Here is a 16,035-nt window from a genome sequence, read left to right as displayed (position 1 = left end):
CTCCCTATTCCATCGGGGTAGCCTCAAATTTAATCCGCGATCAGGGTCATTTCGTACATACGAAGAGAAAGCGAAGGCCGAGATTGCTGCCAGTGCATGCGTTGGTTAGCGTGCGCTGGCGGCCCCGGCTCGTCCCCCACCAGCCCCGGAGATGGGCTGGGGGCCGTTCTGACCCAATGCCCAGCATCGAAGGGGGTCCGACATGACTTGCGTGCGCTGCGACGGCACGCATTGGGTTTGCGAGAACCACCCCGACCGTCCGTGGGAAGGGCCGAAGGCCTGCGGATGCGGCGGCGCGGGTGCGCCCTGCCCGGTCTGCAATAGGGTCGGCCCTGACGAGATGCCATTGCTGCCAAAGCGGTTCGAGACCAGCTTTACGACCATCGACATCATGCGTCCAATTCTTCGCAAGCCAAAGAAACAATAGCGAGCCACCGGACCCTGCATAGATCGCGGGTCATCGACTGACCTTGACGCCCCCGGCCCGACCCGTTTGGATTACGGGTCTGTTGGAGCAAGCGTCATGCGTATCTCGCCGCCAATTCGAGGCTGCGGCGCCGAAGCTGGCGGTCACATTGCAACTCGTGCCCGCCAGAACGGCCGAGGAGTTTGATACCGCGTTCGTTAGCGCTGCCGTTCCCGCTCTATCTGGTATCTTTGCCCTTGCCGTTGAATACGCTGCTGCTCTTGATGCCGCAGGTATTCAAGGTATTGATTCCTGATCAGTCCCTTCTGTGAGTCTGATACGAAAGGATTGGAAGGGTCTAAGGAACGTTCAACTTGCTCACGGTAGGCGTTCTCGTCGCGGTAAGCGATTCCGGACCAGGATTGCCGGCGGATAGACCTGTTCCAATCCGAAGATTGGGCATGAACAGGCGATAGTGTGATCAGGACAAAGACTAGGGCTATCGTAACACGGTTCATTACTATTCCTCTGCTCTGCTTTCACTACCAGTGCCCCACCCGCAACCACAGGCAATAGTGACGTATCTGCCATTCCGCGATGGATAGGGCGCACGCCGAAGCCGTAGTGGCGCTTGGCTCGTCGCTTACTTACAGCCATCGGGCGCGTTTGGGCGACCTTGCGCGCGAGCACCGTCTGCCGAGCGTGCTTCTTAGCGATGCAGGCGGTCTCTTGAGTTACATGCCTAACATCAAAGCCATGTTCGGCCAATGCGCCGGTTACGTCGACAAGAATCCTCAAGGGCGCCAAGGCTTCCGATCTGCCCGTCCAGGAGCCGACCAAAATTGATCTGATTGTCAATCTAAAGATCGCCAAGGCGCTGGGTATCACAATCCCGCCTTCGATCCTCGCCCGCGCCGACGAGGTGATCGAGTGAACCTTGTATTTCCGGTTATGCCCATCTGCGAAGTTGTGCGGCGTCTGTCGCTAGTCCGATCATCGCGACAGAGTGGACCAGATTTGCTCAACCTGAGTTCTTCGCAGTGTGACCCATAGCGGTCCTGGTGCAAGCATATGGCGCCGTTCGCGGTCTCGGCCCGGCCACTGAAAGAGAATTACCAATCTTCTGATTACAGAATGAAGGCCCGATTTGAAGCGGGCCTTCGACTTCTCAGCGCTCGACAATTGGTATAAGCGCTACGGCCCCATCCTGGCCGAGGCGGGATGCCCCGGCACCTGGAAGCGCTTGCCCGTATCCGTTACGTTCGTGCCGTCTACCTTCAGTATCGAGAAGTCCTGTGTCAGATAGTTGCCGACAAGAAGGTATTTGCCGTCAGGAGTGAATACCGCGGCCTCCGGCAACCCACCGACTTCGATATCTTGGATCTTGCTCACTTTCTTTCCGTCAATCTTCAGCACCGTGATGCTGCCGTTCTTTTCGTAGAAGTATGCGTTCTTCATGTTGGAGCCGCGCAGAATCACGGCAACCGCGACGTCGCCCTTGGGACTGATTGCAAGACCCTCGGGACCGTCGCCCACCACTACGCGATCAATGATGCGCGGCGGATTGGTCTCCAGGTCGATGACGCTAGTGGTATCCACGCTTCCATCGGAGGCACCTGCGTTGCCGTTGTCCGAGGTCAGGGCGATTTTCCCGCCGGGTGCGGCCGCAACATTGTAGGGCCACTGGCCGGCCGGCAAGTCAATCTTGTTGTACGTCACCTTGTCACCTGCGATGTCCAGCATTGAGATCTTGTGAGCAGGGAAGCGGGCGACCAGGGCTCTCTTGCCATCCGGGGTGAACGTCGCGTGCGACGGACTGTCGGGCATCGCAACGTTGTCCGTGATCTTCACGTCAGTGCCGTTCACGGACAGGACGCTGATCGAATTGTCTCCGCGATTGGCGACGAGCGCCATCTTGCCGTCTGGACTGAAGCTGAGCCCGGATGGCTGCTTCCCGCCAGTGAGCGTCGCGGCCAGCTTGGGCGGATCGGCCTGCAAATCCACGACGTAGATTTTATTGTCGAGCACCTGTTTCAGCACCTCTCCGTCCTTGACGACATCGACGGAGTCGGCGACCAGCGCCATCGTTCCGCTGGGATCGATCGCGACGTTCACGGGCGGTCCGACCACCGAGTTCTTCAGCAGCAGGGCAGCAACGATCTTGGGGGTTTCAGGAGAGGCTAGATCGACGATGAGAACCTGGTCCTTGCCGGGTGCAGAGAGAACGGGCTTGCCGCTTACGTCCCACAGAAGCTTCTCATCAAGCCCCACGATCATCAATGGCTTCGCGTGCCCAGTGCTAAAGCTCGTGCTGAGCAGCATGGCGGCCGCAAAAGATAATCCTATCGCATTGTTACGGGACATCTTCGCGTTCTCCCTTAATTTTTTGTCCAGCCTCCGGAGGACTGGTGTTGGCAGCTTACGCTGCGGAACATTCGTTCGCTAGTGGTCTCTCGTCTGCTCGTGGCCGCTTTCTCGCCTAGTTTTATGGGGGCTGCGTCTGACCCAGAGTAGGCACGTTCGTTGCTTCCACGATGCGATCTGATCGATTACGATACTGCTTAAGAGGACCTATGAACCTGATCCCCAGCCGCGCCTTCGAGTTTGTCGAAAAAGTCGGGGCGCTGCACCACCGCGCGCGTTCTCGATGCGATGGACCACGCGGTCCGGCAGTATGGGTTCGACTGTTTCTGCTGCTCCTATATCGCCCCGCTGGCGACCGAGAAGCCTGCGCGCAAGGCCGTGCTCGCGGAACGGCTGCCGCGCGGCTTTCTCGACATGTATTCCGAAGCGAAGTTCGTCTGGGACGATCCGGCGCTGCGCTATCGCCGGATGACGGTCCGGCCGTTCCGCTGGCTCAAGGAAGCGCCTTACGATCCGGTGCGCGAGCCGCGCGCCGTCGAGCTGGTGCAGCGCGCCCGCGACTTCGGAATATGGACGGCGTTGTGATCCCGGTGAACGATGTCACCGGCCGCATCGGCCAGGTCTATTTCGGTGGGGCGGAGATCGACCTGCCGAGCGGGGCCCTGCTCGCGCTGCATCTCATGGCGCTTTATGCGTTCGATCGGGCGCTGCAGTTGCGCGGCCGGTCTGATGCGCCGCAGCTCGCACTGACATTGCGCGAGCGCGAGGTGCTGACGCTGGTGGCCGTTGGCTGGTCCTACGAGGAGATCGCCGGCTCCCTGATCAACACGGCGCGCACGGTGAAGGCGCATATCAAGAGCTGCTGCGAAAAGCCCAACGCCGCGACCCGCACGCAGGCCGTGATGATCGCCCTGCGCGACCGCCTCATCTCGCCATAAATACTGCTTCGGTCTGGGGACATCATGAGGCGGCGGGATTTCAATCGCAGGCACAGCATTATCGGTCGGCGTGGCTAAGGCGCGCGCTCAATCTTCGGCCTCGCTAAACGACGGAAGCCCTGAAGATCCTCACCACTCTACGGGACACACAGCGGCTTCACGAACAGGATGTCGAGCGGCTGCTACTGGAGCTCTCCAAGCCGCCTCCCTGAGAGGAGTGAAGGCGAGTGGACGTCGGCTACTGGCCCGTCGCGGCCAAGCAGAATGCCCGTTGAGGCGTCGGCTGTCGGGCGTAGAGCGGAAGCTGATCGCAGCAGTCTGGACCGCCGATTTTGACCCAATCCGGACATATCCTTCACCAGTGGCAAGTAGCCGTTTTGGGTGTCCGGTAAGGCCGCCGCCCCACCGGACAGATTGAGCCTCAATCGCTTTAGTTGAATGTTTGCAGCCTTAATTTGAGTGATCCGTCGGCTTGCCGTTCGAAGACGTGCGTCGCCAAACCACTGAAGGGAGACGGCTTGCCCTCCTTGTCCTTACCCGTGGCGCTCCACTTGGCTGTGCCGAAGACAACCTTGTCGTCTCCGCCGGCGTCGATCATCTCCAACTTGTGATCAGTCACACCGCTCGCGAAGAGTCCGGCAAAGAACTTCTCGATCTCGGCCGGACCCGAAGCGACCTGATGTGTCGGCGGCATCAATTTTGCCGTCGCGACATAGGAGGCGCCGATGGCCTTCTCGTCGTGCTTGTTGAATGCGGCATCCCACGCTGCGTAAGCCTTCTCCACGTCCCCCTTGACGTCTGCGGCCAACGAAATTCCCGGCGCGCAGAGCAGACAAATGACTAGTGCTGATGTTTGAGCCAACTTCATAGGATACTCCTCTACTGGATAACGCCTTTCCCGATTCATCATCAGTCGCCGGCCGCTACGCTCCGCCAGCAGACGACACCGTCGCCGGTCGCGCTGTGGCCGGCCATTGGTTCATTAGGGAAGAGGTGCAGGCGATGCTAACTTCAAGGCGCCGGTCACCTCGGGAGTCCATATCGCCGTCATGACACCGCCATTGCAGCCGGTGACATATGCGCCGAACTTCAACCACCACGACCAATTCTACAAGGCAACATGATCATGCTGGACTCCATCCAATAGTTCGCGGAACAGCAATTCCGGGCGATTACCGTCAACCACGTTGACAAATGGGAGCGACGGCACACGGATTGCCTAGGCCGGAATTCTCGGCGCTGCGCACGGTAATTCGCTTTTTTGCCCTGTGCTGACTGTCAACCGAGAAGGGGCAATGGTTCGCTTCAAACCAGGTGACCGAGACCGCGGTGAACCCCGACTTCCGATTTTGCCCCCGAATGGACGGCCTCTTCTGATTTCAGGGCGCACGAAATGAAGGATGAGAGCAGCGGCAATGACCGAGTGGCGATTAGCCCCGTGACCACTCGTTCCAATAGACGGAACCATCGGATCCTTCAAAAAAACGCGAAACAATTTCCAACCCTGTTGCTTGAGATAAATCGTGGGGCTAATCGGGATGTCGCGAAATGGCCACCCCCAACCGAATATCCGACCACATCGACCATAAGATTGCCCGGTCGATCTGTGACAAGGTGGGTGACAGGTTGCAACAAGACTTAGCTCTCGAAGTCTCGCCGCTGCCACCCTACCTCGCACGTCTAGTTGATGAATTGCGTAACCAAGAGCGTCATCTAATTGATGACGTCGAAAACTGGCGCTACCGCTGACTGTTTCTTCCCCATGCGGCGATAGTCGCGGCCATGTGAGTGCGTAAAAGAAAAGCCGCCGCTCTCAGCCCGGCGCCGGCTTGTTTCTACTAACATCGTCGCTGAGTACGGTTCTTGGTTGCGCGGGCAAATCTGTTCGTAAGACCGATTGATTGCCTGGCCCTGAGCCGAACAATGCTCCAACCGATGTCGGTGGTCCGCAGTAGAGCCGACCTCGGCCCGCGTGCACGCCCGCCGCCGCTTTTGACCCACAGCGGACTCGCGAGACGTTCTCAAGTTGGGCTGTCTGTGGCGAACGGAGATCGGTGTGGCCTGTTTCCGGCCACTAGCATCGGGTCTATAAACGGATCACCCATCATTCACACTTGGTACCTTTTTGGAACCCTCGGTCATAACACTCGCGCTGGTTATCGGCATTTGCATCGGATCGGCGCTACTTGCCCTTGTTATTTGGAGCAACGGGCGCCGGAAGCCGAAGGGCTAAGCAAAGCCCGGCGCTCAGTTAGCGAGCGCTGTCCGTTTGAGGTGTCCTAATTAGGACAGCACCCTGCGACGGTGCTGTTATTTCACCCTGGGTTCTGCGCGGTGTCCTAATTCGCTGTACGGTGTGGGATGGACCGCGCCATGCTGCATAGGCATCTAGCGATAGCCGAACGCCACATATCGGAGGGTCTAGGCTTGCTCGCGAAGCAAGAGGCGTTGATCGCTGAACTGGATCGGCACAACCACGACACTAAGGTGCAAGAGCCGTGCTGGCGACGATGAGGGAAACCCAAGCCCTGCATATCGACGGCCGCGACCGCATCTTGACGGAGCTGGAACCCCCCGGTCCAAGCCTCAGGCATGGACGAGCCCGCTTCAGAGAAACGCCCGGAGCCCAAACCGACGCGCTTGGAGGAGGCGCGGCGCCTGATCGAAGAGTACGCCGCCGAGCTGAGGGAGATCATCCATAGACTCCGCCGCAAGATGAACTACAGTTCGCGGGCCTCTTTCAATCCCGCCAACGCTGACTTCCGTTTTGGCCCATTGCTGCCACGTCCCACGGCCGAGGATATGTCGGCTGTCAGGGGCAGACCGGACTTAACCTAAACCGAGCCAAACCGTCGATTGACCCAGAGCCGAACTACCATTTGATCGCCACACGTCAGCTGTCGAGTTAGTTAGATCGGGCTACCTTCGGCGTTTGCAAGCGGGCTTTCTCGCCGCGACGGAGGACAGGCTTTGCGCTTGCTTATGACCTAGGGCGCGGCTCGATCGGACTGTTTCAGTATTGAAGCTGTCCGCGAGATAGTCGGCTACATTGCGTCATCGATGGGAATCCTGCAGACTGGCTCGCCCGTGCAGGTTGTGACGGACACTGAGCAGTTTCTGCCGGCCAGCTCGGGTCTGGCCTCACGGATCGAGCGGGCCAGCCTGATTGCTTCTATCCGGGCGGCTGTCGCACCGGCGAGCTCGTGGGTGCCATGATCCGCGACAATGCGGGTATCGCAGAGTTTGAAGTGAAATCTCGGCATCGCTGATTGCTCTCCGGGATCTCCTCGGTGACGACCGTGAAGCGCACCAGTTGCGCGGGGCCGAATGTCGTGGAGATCGCGACGTCGGCGGCGTCTCTGCCGCGTGCGATCAAGATGCGACCAATCCTGGGATGATTATGTCGCGCGTCGAACGTGTACCAGCGTCCACCAAGATAGACCTCCAACCAAGCACTGAAGTCGATAGGCGCCAGATCGGGCGGCACCCCGATGTCGCCGAGATAACCCGTACAATATCTGGCCGGGATATTCACGCATCGGCACAGAGTCACCGCCAGATGGGCGAAGTCGCGGCAGACCCCAATGCGTTCCTCATGAGCTTCCAGGGCCGTCCGGTCGTTGCGCGCGAAGTGATAACCGAATTGGATGCGGTTGTGGACGTAATCGCAGATCGCCTCAACACGCGCGCAGCCGCCTTCGATGGCACCGAACATCGTCCAGGCAAGATCGGTGAGCTTTTGGGTATCGCAATAGCGGCTGCCCAGCAGATAGACCAGCGTCTCGTCGGGAAGCTCCTGAAGCGCCACCTGTGGCGCGTCGAGGGCCGCGGCGTCCGGCCGCCCACTATCCTTCCGTCGGGTTCCTCAGAGAACCCCTCGGAAAGTGCTGAAATAGCAGGCAGTTGGGGGTTCACTTGCGGAAGTGGAACTATCGGTGAAAAGAGGCCATATTGGGTGGGGCCCGAGCGCGCGCGATGACCATCTACGCCGTCCACCACAGCACCGTCTATCGCTACCACCGGCCGGTCAAACTGGGGCGCCACCACCTCCTCTTCCGTCCGCGTGACAGCTTCGATCAGCGCTTGCTCGACTGCCAACTTACAGTGCGGCCGGAGCCAGCAGAGATCCGGTGGATCCACGACGTGTTCGGCAACTGCCAGACCTTGGTCGATTTCAATGCGTCGAGTGACCTCCTGGAATCGACACGATAATTCGCCTCGAACACACGCCGGAGAACGCGCCGGACTTTCGGATCGAGGAATACGCCCGCCAGCATCCGTTCTCGTATGGTGACGACGAGTTGCCGGATCTCCTGCCCTACATGCGGCGCCATCATCCGAACGACCACGCGGTCGATGATTGGTTGTCGAAGTTCGTTGTGCGTGACGCGAGCCGGCCGACGGGCCACTTGTTGATGACGCTCAACGAGGCGATCGCCCAAGGCTTCTCCTATCTGCGCAGGACATCGCCGGGCACGCAGCCCTGCCGAGACGCTCGCGCTGCAGCAGGGAACGTGTCGCGATTTCGCCTTGCTGATGATGGAGGGGGCGCGCTCGCTTGGTTTCGCTGCGCGTTTCGTTACAGGCTACGTATATGTGTCCGACCGAGACGGACCGGAGCGACTTGGCGGCGGATCGACGCACGCGTGGTGCTCGATCTACATTCCCGGCTCAGGCTGGGTCGAGTTCGACCCGACCAACGGTATCGTTGGAAATCGTGATCTGATCAGGGTCGGCGTTGCCCGGACGCCGCAGCAGGCCATTCCACTGTGGGGGACATATTGGGGCGAACCCGATGACGAAGTCGGAATGGAAGTTGCCGTGAATGTGAAGTCAGAAACAGGTGTGGCTAACCACGGCGCCGAGGACACCTATACGGATCCGCCACAAAGACTTGAGGAGAGATGGCTGCTTGTGGACCATCTGCGAAGTTGCGCCGCGTCTGACGGAGGTCCGCTCATCGCGGCAGAGCGGACCAGATTTGCTCAAGCTGAGTTCTTCGCATTTTGACCCACAGCGGACCATCTCCTCGTCCAACTCTTGAACTCCACGTGGGGCAGCATCCCGGCAACGGCAGCATGCCACCGCGCGGGACGCGCCTAAGCTAGGTCGCAGCGAGTTGCTTCCTGAGCTTCTTGGGACCGCTAATCCCGCGCGAGGCGGCCATTCCTTTCGGATAGCCGGTGCGGTCGTAGTAGTTCCGGCGAGAGCCGGACCCCGGTGCGTGGCGCGCGCCGACCTCCTTCGCGGTTGCGAAGTCGAGCAGAGTGATGCCCCCAACCATCAGCAAGGCAAGCGCCACGTTTCCTCTCTTGGGATTATCGGCGTGCAAGCCTCCCATCAATGTTACGATGTCGAGCCCGTCGCCGGCAACGCGGCTCCACAGTCCTGCATTCTTGTCGGCCGAGAGCGATAGCACGCCAGAGGCTATTTCCCTGGCGCCGTAGGCGCGAACGAGCCTTTCCTGGCCTTGCATGCCGAGCGCACGTGTGACGCGCTCGGGAGCCAGCATCTCCAGTGCGCCTAGACCTAGGCTGAACCAGCCGAGATTGCGCGCCATCCGGTCGGAAGCGCCGAACGAACTCGGGCCCGTGCTGACGACTTTCGGATCACCCTTCGAGCGTACAAAGTTTGCGATTTGTCCAATAGCCACGACTATGTCCTTTCTTGTCAGTTCTTGAGCACGACCTTCACACAGCTGTCCTGCTTGTTTCGAAACACCTTGTACATTTCCGGCCCCTGTTCGAGGCTCACCTTGTGCGTGACGACAAAGGAAGGATCGATGTGACCTTCCTGGATGTAGCGGAGCAACTCGTCGGTCCAGCGGTTGACGTGCGTTTGTCCGGTGCGAACACTCAGCCCCTTGTTCATGAGCTGGCCCATCGGAAACTTGTCGACCAAGCCCCCATAAACCCCCGGAATCGAGAGAATGCCGCCTGGGCGGCAGACGTAGATCATTTCACGCAGCACGTGGGGACGGTCGCTCTCCACCAGCATCAGCTGCTTCGCGCGATCGACGATCGTATCGGGCTGGCCAAACGAAACGTGAGACTCCATGCCTATGGCATCGATGCACTTTTCAGGCCCCTTGCCGTCGGTCAGCTCGTTGAGCCGCTCGACAACACTTTCCTTCTCGAAATTGATCGTGGTCGCGCCGCCTGCTTCCGCCATGCTTAGCCGTTCCGGAATGCGATCGATTGCGATGATCTGGTTCGCCCCGAGCAGCATGGCGCTACGGATCGCCATCTGTCCGACTGGCCCGCAGCCCCAGATCGCGACGGTGTCGGTCGGCTCGATGTCGCATTGGACCGCCGCCTGCCATCCCGTGGGCAATATATCTCCAAGGAAGAGCACCTGCTCGTCGGTCAGTCCGTCAGGTACCTTGATATGGGTGGCGTCGGCAAACGGCACGCGAAGATACTCTGCCTGGCCGCCGGGATAGCCACCGGTCAAATGCGTGTAGCCAAATAGGCCTGCAGTCGTATGGCCAAATACCTTGTCCGCAATGTGCTTGTTGCGGTTGGTGCGCTCGCAAACGGAGAAGTTGCCGCGCTTGCACTGATCGCATTCACCGCAGATGATCGTGAAAGGCACAACGATCCGGTCGCCCTTCTTCAATTTCCCATTGACGCCTGAGCCGACCTCGACGACCTCGCCCATCATTTCATGGCCCATGATATCGCCGGGCAGCATGGCCGGAATGAAATTGTGAAAGAGATGCAGGTCCGAGCCGCAGATCGCGCAGCTCGTCACTTTGATGATTGCGTCTCTGGCGTCCTGGATCTCCGGATCTGTGACAGTGTCACACCTGATATCTTCTTTGCCGTGCCAAACGAGTGCCTTCATGCCGACCGCTCCAGGTTTACGCCCCACCTGAGCGCGAACTCGTGGATTGGTGAGCGGTTTCTATTCCAAATAAATAGATTGCGGCTTCGTTTGCAATTGAGAACCGGCAGATGCGCGATCCTTAACCTGGGTTTACTCCTGACGACTTGCAGCTCGGTTTCACTCGGCAGCGGGAACGATGTCGACAAGCGAGGATTGTGTCCTGAATTTCCCCAAGCGAGAGGCCACGCAATGCGTCCAAACCTGTTCGGCTACGGCGCGGCAGTGCTCCTGTCGATATCATCCGCGGTTCACGCGCAAACCACGACACAAGACATCAAGGCCAGGGCGGAACGACTTCTGTCTCCTTTGGTGGACACGCGCGACGGCCGCTTGCAAGTGGTCGCTACGTTTGACCACCAGGTAACCGGTGTTACGGTTGCGCCGGACGGCCGCATCTTCGTGAACTTTCCGCGCTGGACAGAGGACACGCCCGTCTCGGTCGCTGAACTCATGCCGGACGGGTCGATCAAGCCTTATCCCGATCAGGAGTGGAACAGCTGGCGCAACGCTCGGATGTCCGAGGTCTCGCCCAGCGATCACTTCGTTTGCGTTCAAAGCGTTGTCGCAGACCAGCGCGGGTCTCTCTGGGTCGTCGATCCGGCAGCTCCAAATGCCGAGAAGACGATCAAGGGCGGCCCCACGGTGGTCGAGATAGATCTGAAGTCAAACAACGTGAAACGATCCTTCCCGATCCCTTCGGAGGTCGCTGGTCCGGGTAGCTATCTGAACGATATTCGCATCGCGCCCGATAGAAAATTCGCCTACCTGACGGACTCCGGCTCACCTGGCGGTCTGGTCGTTCTCAAGATCGAGTCAGGAGAGGCGTGGCGTGTGCTGAGCGACGATCCTTCAACCCAATTCGATCCCAGCGTCAATGTGATGAGCGATGGCCGCCCGGTGCGGCGGCCTGATGGACGGCAACCGCTGTTCAATGCCGATAGCCTGGCGCTATCTAAAGACGGCAATACGCTGTATCTGGCAAGCTCTGACAGGGAAGACCCTCTACAAGATCCGCACACCCGATATCCAGAACCCCGACGCGGCAAGTCGTGCCCGTCCGGAGACGGTGGCGACAACGGAGCCGGTAGATGGACTTTGGACAGGCGAGAACGACGAGATCTACCTGAGCTCGATCGCTGACAACGCAGTTAAGGCCCTCAACCCGCAGGACGGCAGCATACGGCAGCTGTTGACAGATTCGCGCCTGCGCTGGCCGGATACGTTTTCCCAAGGTCCCGATGGCGCCGTCTATGTGACGGCATCGCATATTCAGGATTCGCCCTGGTTCCACATGACATGGACGGACAAGAACTTTACCTTGTTCAAGTTCATGCCGCGCGAGGCCAATGCGGCCGCGTCAGACGGCGCTTTCAAACAGAAATAATCGACGAAGCAGGGCCGGCGACACAGCCACGGAGGTCGATGGTGCGTTGGGTGGAGCCTGCATTGGGCACGTTGTTGATGGGCATCGTCCTTGCCGACGTCTTCCTGACGGTGCTCTACGCCCGCGCTGGCACCGGGATCATGAGCGACCGCCTGGCAAGACTGGTGTGGCGAGCAATGCGCGGGGTTGCTTCGAGCCGCAACAATCATCTGCTTTCGTTCTGCGGGCCTATCATTGTAGTCGCATTGCTACTGACCTGGTCGGTCCTGCTCGCGCTGGGGGCCGCACTGATCGTCCACCCTCTGCTCGGGACGAGCATCACGAGCAGTAGCCAAGAGACGCCAACGGATTTCGTGACGGCGCTTTACGTGGCTGGAAGCAGCCTCTCGATCGTTGGCGGCAGCAATTTCGGCCCGCAAAGCGCTGGAGCAAAGCTGTTGTTTCTTCTTAACTAGGTGATTGGAACGTCCGTCATATCGCTCACCATCACTTACCTGATGCAGATCTATGGCGCGCTCAGGAGCAGAAACTCGCTCTGTCTCAAAATCCACGCGCTCTCCGGCGAGAACGGCGATGCGGCCGAGTTGCTCGCGCACCTATTTGCAAAGAACCAGCTCAGCGCGGGTTACAACAACCTCTCATCGCTGGCGGCAGAGCTCACGGAAGCAAAGGAAGCCCACCATTTCTATCCTATCCTGTTCTACTTCCGCTTCCCTGAGCCGATCTACGCCGTGTCGAGGTCGTGGCTCGTCGCGCTTGATGCTGTTTCGCTGATCCGAAGTGCCTTGCCGGACGATGCGGATTGGCTGAAACAATCGGGCGCGGTCACACAAATGTGGTCCTCCGCGCTACTACTCCTCTCCACTCTCAGCGACGTCTTCCTGCAAGAGAACCCGCGGCATGAAGCGGACGATGCCGATCAGCTACTCTGGCGAGCCCGGTTCGATAATGCGCGACAGCGACTACAGAGCGCCGGTATTTGCGCAACGGACGATTTTCGCAATGCGGCCAACTTTTACGTGGATTGTAGAAGAAGGTGGGACGGTCTTGTTCACCTAGTCGGCAATTCCATTGCTTACCAAGCGTTTGACATCGATCCAGCAATACGGAAGGCTCAAACTCCATCAACCTGATGCGGCCCGTGTACAGAAACCGCGTTGCAGAGTCCAAAAAGGGTGGCAGCTTGGATACCTAAGCATTGCAGACGTCGGGACAATGTGAAGAGCTTCAAGACAATTCGGGCGTTCTTCCGCTTTTGGCCCGGAGGCGTCCGTAAGGGCAGAGCAGAGCACGTCTGATCTGCCCCCGAAGTCAGACGTCGACTTGTTCTGCTATCGCGAGGGCGTCGTCGACCTCGATGCCGAGATATCGCACGGTGCTCTCAATCTTAGTATGCCCCAGAAGGACCTGTACGGCTCGCAGGTTGCCGGTTCGGCGATAGATCAAGGTCGCCTTGGTCCGGCGAAGGGAATGCGTCCCGAAAAAGTGCGGCTCCAGTCCAATGTCGGCAAGCCAGCGGGATAAGAGACGGGCATACTGGCGGGTCGTCATATGCCCGCTCGGCCGCCGGCCCGTGAACAGGTATTCTCCTGACTTCTTGCCCGTGAGCCGCAGGTAATCGTCGATAGCTTGCCGCGCCGATTCCGTCAGCTCAAATTTAACTGGCCGGCCAGTCTTCTTCTGTCGGACGGTCGCGCGGTCGGCCGCATACCCGCCGGGCGCAAGGTCTTCAACTTTCAAGGCGACGACGTCGCAGCCGCGCAGCTTGCTATCGATGGCGACGTTGAACATTGCCAAATCGCGCGTTCGCCCCTCGACTTGGAGCTTGGTTCGGATTGACCAGACGTGCTTCGGACGGAGCGGCGGCTTTGCGCCGACGATCTTCCCCTTATTCCAAGGAGCGTGCTTCGGGGAAGCGGGGACGGTGCTTTCCGTAATGGTCATGTTGACCTCCTCAGCTAGTGAAGCTGGTCATGTTCCACTGGGAGCCCTTCCAATCCGGCGTCCGCTTCTAGACGATTGGAGACGTACTTGCGTCCAATTCGAACGATCGCAAGGCTAATTTTGACCTTAGCGGACCTGCTCTCCCCCTCGCGTAGCCAGAACCGAGCTCGGATATCCTTTGATCTATATCAACCGGCGCGGGAATCGCTTGGCTTTGATCGCCGGAGCCTAAAGATCCGATCCAAAAAAATGCGCGAGGTGCTTTACGGCGGCCGACATCCTTGCGCTCGCGACTCTTGCCGCCCGCGACGTCGCCAATGGCGGCGCACTGATCGAGGGCCGCGACGGCCTCTATGAGGTCTATGCCGGCGACCCCATTCCCGGCGTGGGCCGGGTCGATGCGATCCGTCGCCAGGACGGCCGCTGGGTGGTCGTCACCAGCAAGGGCCTGATCGTCGCGCGCTGAGCACGCCGATATCTTGTTTTCAAAGAGGCGCTTCACCACCGTGTGAAGCGCCTTTTTGCTTGAATAGGCGTCCCCGCGCGGTGTTACCTCAGGCATGAGCCGTGCATTGCGAATTCTGGTTGTTGTTGCCGCATTGGTCGGCGGCGCCGTTCCGCTTTTCGCGGCGGGAACTACATCGCTGACGCATGGCACGGCGATCACCGATCCTGATCTGCTGAAAAAGCTCGACCAGAGCGACGTGCTGACGATCTCGCGGCTGCTCTGGCCGGAGCGGAACGCGAACTTTCCGCTGACGACCGAGCAGATGTTTTCGCAGCTGTCGCAGCTCGAGCAAATTCCACCCGCGATCGACGCGGAGCTCGAGCGCTACGTCGCGCAGCAGAAGGCGGCCTTTCCGAGCGAGACCATCGGCGTCGGCGAAGGCTTTGACGTCCAGCTGTTCGACCGGGCCAATCTGAAGTCGCCCGACACGCGTTTCGTGCTGGCCGGCATCGTCAACCGCATGGACCGCGCCTATGTCTCGGAACAATCCTGCGGCGAGATCCGGCTGATCTATCGTCTTGCGCGGTTCGACAACAAGCCGGACGGCGGCAAGACCGCAACGCGTCTGCCGATGACGTTCAATCTGGTGCTGAAGGCGAGGGACCCGCGCCAGGCGGATGCGAGCGGCAACCCGGTGACCTGTGCCGAGGTCGCGCTGCGCTGGCTCGACAATGGCGACTGGCAGGGGCTGATCGGCGGCGGCGTTCATCCTTCCGACGCGATGCTCGACCGCATCGAGACCAACATCCAGGTCTCCGTCGCGCCGAAATCGGCACTGCACGATTTCCGCTCCGACTATCTGCTCAAGGTGTTCAAGTACGATGCCGCGACGAAGACGTTCGAGGAATCGACGCTGGAGAACCAGATCGACCGCGACCGCATCCTTGCAGACGATGATCTGCGGCGCGACTTTAAAGACTGGCTGCTCGCGCCGGAGAATTTGCGCGAGTTCGATCGCGGCACGGTGCTGATCCCCGAGAAGTTTTTGGCCAAGGTCGCGGTGGTGCCGACACCGGCCGGGCTCGATGCCTCCGCGTTGCAGCCGGAATTCGGCATGATGGAAGGTGAGGGCAAGGACAATCCGGTCTTCACCAACAACGACGTGGTCGGCGCGCTGAAGCAGGCGGCCGCGCGCGGGGACCTGCAGAACATCCGCTCGGTCGCGGGCTTCCAGCGCCGTCTCAACGACGTCACCTGCGCCGGCTGCCATCAGACCCGAGGCATCGGCGGCTTCCATTTCCCGGGCGTCGACTGGCTCGCGGACAAGCCGTCCAATTCCACCATTGTGCCGGCCTCGCCGCATTTTGTCGGTGACCAGCTCCGCCGTCGCGACATCCTGACCGCGTTCGCCGCCGGCAAACGTCCTGATTTCTCACGCGGATTTGCCAGCCGGCCGCAGACCCGCGGCAGCGGCGAGCTGGCCGGCACCGAATATCAGGACGGCTGGGGCGCGCATTGTTCCCTGCAAAATGCGGGATCGGGAGCGCGGGATGAGAGTTTTACGTCATGGAGCTGTGCTAAAGGTTTGACCTGTCAGGCTGCCGCGGCCTCGCGCCGCATCGGCATGTGCTTCATCAAGACGCGCTAAACCGATTTGGATCAC

The 16,035-nt window shown here is 59.8% G+C and carries 17 protein-coding genes and 2 pseudogenes; 11 read left to right on the top strand and 8 right to left on the bottom strand.

Annotated elements, in window-relative coordinates:
• Nucleotides 1-509 precede the first annotated feature (509 nt).
• Nucleotides 510-722, top strand: coding sequence for a hypothetical protein (locus FOM02_RS13300; RefSeq protein WP_141263392.1), 213 nt, complete (start codon nucleotides 510-512; stop codon nucleotides 720-722).
• Nucleotides 723-1,196: 474 nt separating this feature from the next.
• The gene (locus FOM02_RS46815) at nucleotides 1,197-1,340 is read left to right on the top strand and encodes an ABC transporter substrate binding protein (RefSeq protein ID WP_084335068.1); all 144 of its coding nucleotides are present in this window, start codon (nucleotides 1,197-1,199) and stop codon (nucleotides 1,338-1,340) included.
• A 260-nt stretch (nucleotides 1,341-1,600) separates the two neighbouring features.
• Here FOM02_RS46815 and FOM02_RS13290 read toward each other — a convergent pair whose 3' ends face one another.
• Nucleotides 1,601-2,770 carry a lactonase family protein gene (locus FOM02_RS13290; RefSeq protein ID WP_035730744.1) on the bottom strand — a complete coding sequence of 390 codons (1,170 nt, stop codon included), beginning with the start codon at nucleotides 2,768-2,770 and terminating at the stop codon, nucleotides 1,601-1,603.
• A 240-nt stretch (nucleotides 2,771-3,010) separates the two neighbouring features.
• Between FOM02_RS13290 and FOM02_RS13285 the strand changes: the two genes are divergently transcribed.
• Nucleotides 3,011-3,355, top strand: coding sequence for an autoinducer binding domain-containing protein (locus FOM02_RS13285; RefSeq protein ID WP_027564685.1), 345 nt, complete (start codon nucleotides 3,011-3,013; stop codon nucleotides 3,353-3,355).
• Nucleotides 3,340-3,708: a helix-turn-helix domain-containing protein gene (locus tag FOM02_RS13280; protein ID WP_027564686.1), complete on the top strand. Its 369-nt coding sequence runs from the start codon at nucleotides 3,340-3,342 to the stop codon at nucleotides 3,706-3,708. The genes FOM02_RS13285 and FOM02_RS13280 overlap by 16 nt, the downstream gene beginning before the upstream one ends.
• Nucleotides 3,709-4,138: 430 nt before the next feature.
• Here the strand turns inward: FOM02_RS13280 and FOM02_RS13275 are convergent, their stop codons facing one another.
• Complete coding sequence (locus tag FOM02_RS13275; RefSeq protein ID WP_027564687.1) at nucleotides 4,139-4,576, bottom strand: YybH family protein; 438 nt, start codon at nucleotides 4,574-4,576, stop codon at nucleotides 4,139-4,141.
• 680 nt (nucleotides 4,577-5,256) lie between these two features.
• Here FOM02_RS13275 and FOM02_RS13270 point away from each other — a divergent pair.
• On the top strand, nucleotides 5,257-5,457 hold the full coding sequence (locus FOM02_RS13270; protein ID WP_084335062.1) for a hypothetical protein: 201 nt from the start codon (nucleotides 5,257-5,259) through the stop codon (nucleotides 5,455-5,457).
• A gap of 1,295 nt (nucleotides 5,458-6,752) precedes the next feature.
• On the opposite strand, the gene FOM02_RS47110 is transcribed toward FOM02_RS13270, so the two are convergent.
• Nucleotides 6,753-6,971 carry a DUF6894 family protein gene (locus tag FOM02_RS47110; RefSeq protein WP_416207766.1) on the bottom strand — a complete coding sequence of 73 codons (219 nt, stop codon included), beginning with the start codon at nucleotides 6,969-6,971 and terminating at the stop codon, nucleotides 6,753-6,755.
• Nucleotides 6,881-7,561 (bottom strand): annotated as a pseudogene (locus FOM02_RS13265) (transglutaminase-like domain-containing protein); the annotation flags it as partial. The pseudogene FOM02_RS13265 and the gene FOM02_RS47110, both read right to left, overlap by 91 nt.
• A gap of 122 nt (nucleotides 7,562-7,683) precedes the next feature.
• Here FOM02_RS13265 and FOM02_RS13260 point away from each other — a divergent pair.
• Nucleotides 7,684-8,547, top strand: a pseudogene (locus FOM02_RS13260) (transglutaminase family protein); the annotation flags it as partial.
• A gap of 265 nt (nucleotides 8,548-8,812) precedes the next feature.
• Here FOM02_RS13260 and FOM02_RS13255 read toward each other — a convergent pair.
• Nucleotides 8,813-9,355 (bottom strand): hypothetical protein, encoded by a 543-nt coding sequence (locus FOM02_RS13255; RefSeq protein WP_167336582.1) that lies wholly within the window; start codon nucleotides 9,353-9,355, stop codon nucleotides 8,813-8,815.
• Nucleotides 9,356-9,378: 23 nt separating this feature from the next.
• Complete coding sequence (locus FOM02_RS13250; RefSeq protein ID WP_027564689.1) at nucleotides 9,379-10,554, bottom strand: zinc-dependent alcohol dehydrogenase; 1,176 nt, start codon at nucleotides 10,552-10,554, stop codon at nucleotides 9,379-9,381.
• Between the two features lie 231 nt (nucleotides 10,555-10,785).
• Between FOM02_RS13250 and FOM02_RS13245 the strand changes: the two genes are divergently transcribed.
• From FOM02_RS13245 to FOM02_RS13230, 4 genes are all read left to right on the top strand, one after another.
• Nucleotides 10,786-11,736, top strand: coding sequence for an L-dopachrome tautomerase-related protein (locus FOM02_RS13245; RefSeq protein WP_265441825.1), 951 nt, complete (start codon nucleotides 10,786-10,788; stop codon nucleotides 11,734-11,736).
• A gap of 49 nt (nucleotides 11,737-11,785) precedes the next feature.
• Nucleotides 11,786-11,980: a hypothetical protein gene (locus FOM02_RS13240; RefSeq protein ID WP_265441824.1), complete on the top strand. Its 195-nt coding sequence runs from the start codon at nucleotides 11,786-11,788 to the stop codon at nucleotides 11,978-11,980.
• A gap of 62 nt (nucleotides 11,981-12,042) precedes the next feature.
• Nucleotides 12,043-12,435 (top strand): hypothetical protein, encoded by a 393-nt coding sequence (locus FOM02_RS13235; RefSeq protein ID WP_231164140.1) that lies wholly within the window; start codon nucleotides 12,043-12,045, stop codon nucleotides 12,433-12,435.
• Between the two features lie 42 nt (nucleotides 12,436-12,477).
• Nucleotides 12,478-13,113, top strand: coding sequence for a hypothetical protein (locus tag FOM02_RS13230; RefSeq protein WP_231164141.1), 636 nt, complete (start codon nucleotides 12,478-12,480; stop codon nucleotides 13,111-13,113).
• A 178-nt stretch (nucleotides 13,114-13,291) separates the two neighbouring features.
• On the opposite strand, the gene FOM02_RS13225 is transcribed toward FOM02_RS13230, so the two are convergent.
• Together FOM02_RS13225 and FOM02_RS13220 are read right to left on the bottom strand one after the other, a co-directional pair.
• Nucleotides 13,292-13,924, bottom strand: a complete 633-nt coding sequence (locus FOM02_RS13225; protein ID WP_035730738.1) for a tyrosine-type recombinase/integrase — start codon at nucleotides 13,922-13,924, stop codon at nucleotides 13,292-13,294.
• Between the two features lie 67 nt (nucleotides 13,925-13,991).
• A complete protein-coding gene (locus FOM02_RS13220; RefSeq protein ID WP_265441823.1) occupies nucleotides 13,992-14,486 on the bottom strand; it encodes a hypothetical protein in 495 nt (164 codons plus the stop codon).
• Here FOM02_RS13220 and FOM02_RS13215 point away from each other — a divergent pair.
• Complete coding sequence (locus FOM02_RS13215; RefSeq protein WP_027563824.1) at nucleotides 14,485-16,020, top strand: hypothetical protein; 1,536 nt, start codon at nucleotides 14,485-14,487, stop codon at nucleotides 16,018-16,020. The two genes, FOM02_RS13220 and FOM02_RS13215, sit on opposite strands and share 2 nt — an antisense overlap.
• Nucleotides 16,021-16,035 lie beyond the last annotated feature (15 nt).

This window comes from Bradyrhizobium sp. SEMIA, from assembly GCF_014844175.1.
GTDB classification, from domain to species: domain Bacteria; phylum Pseudomonadota; class Alphaproteobacteria; order Rhizobiales; family Xanthobacteraceae; genus Bradyrhizobium; species Bradyrhizobium arachidis.
The sequence above is the reverse complement of the archived record's forward strand: the minus strand, read 5'-3'. Positions and strand labels throughout refer to the sequence as shown.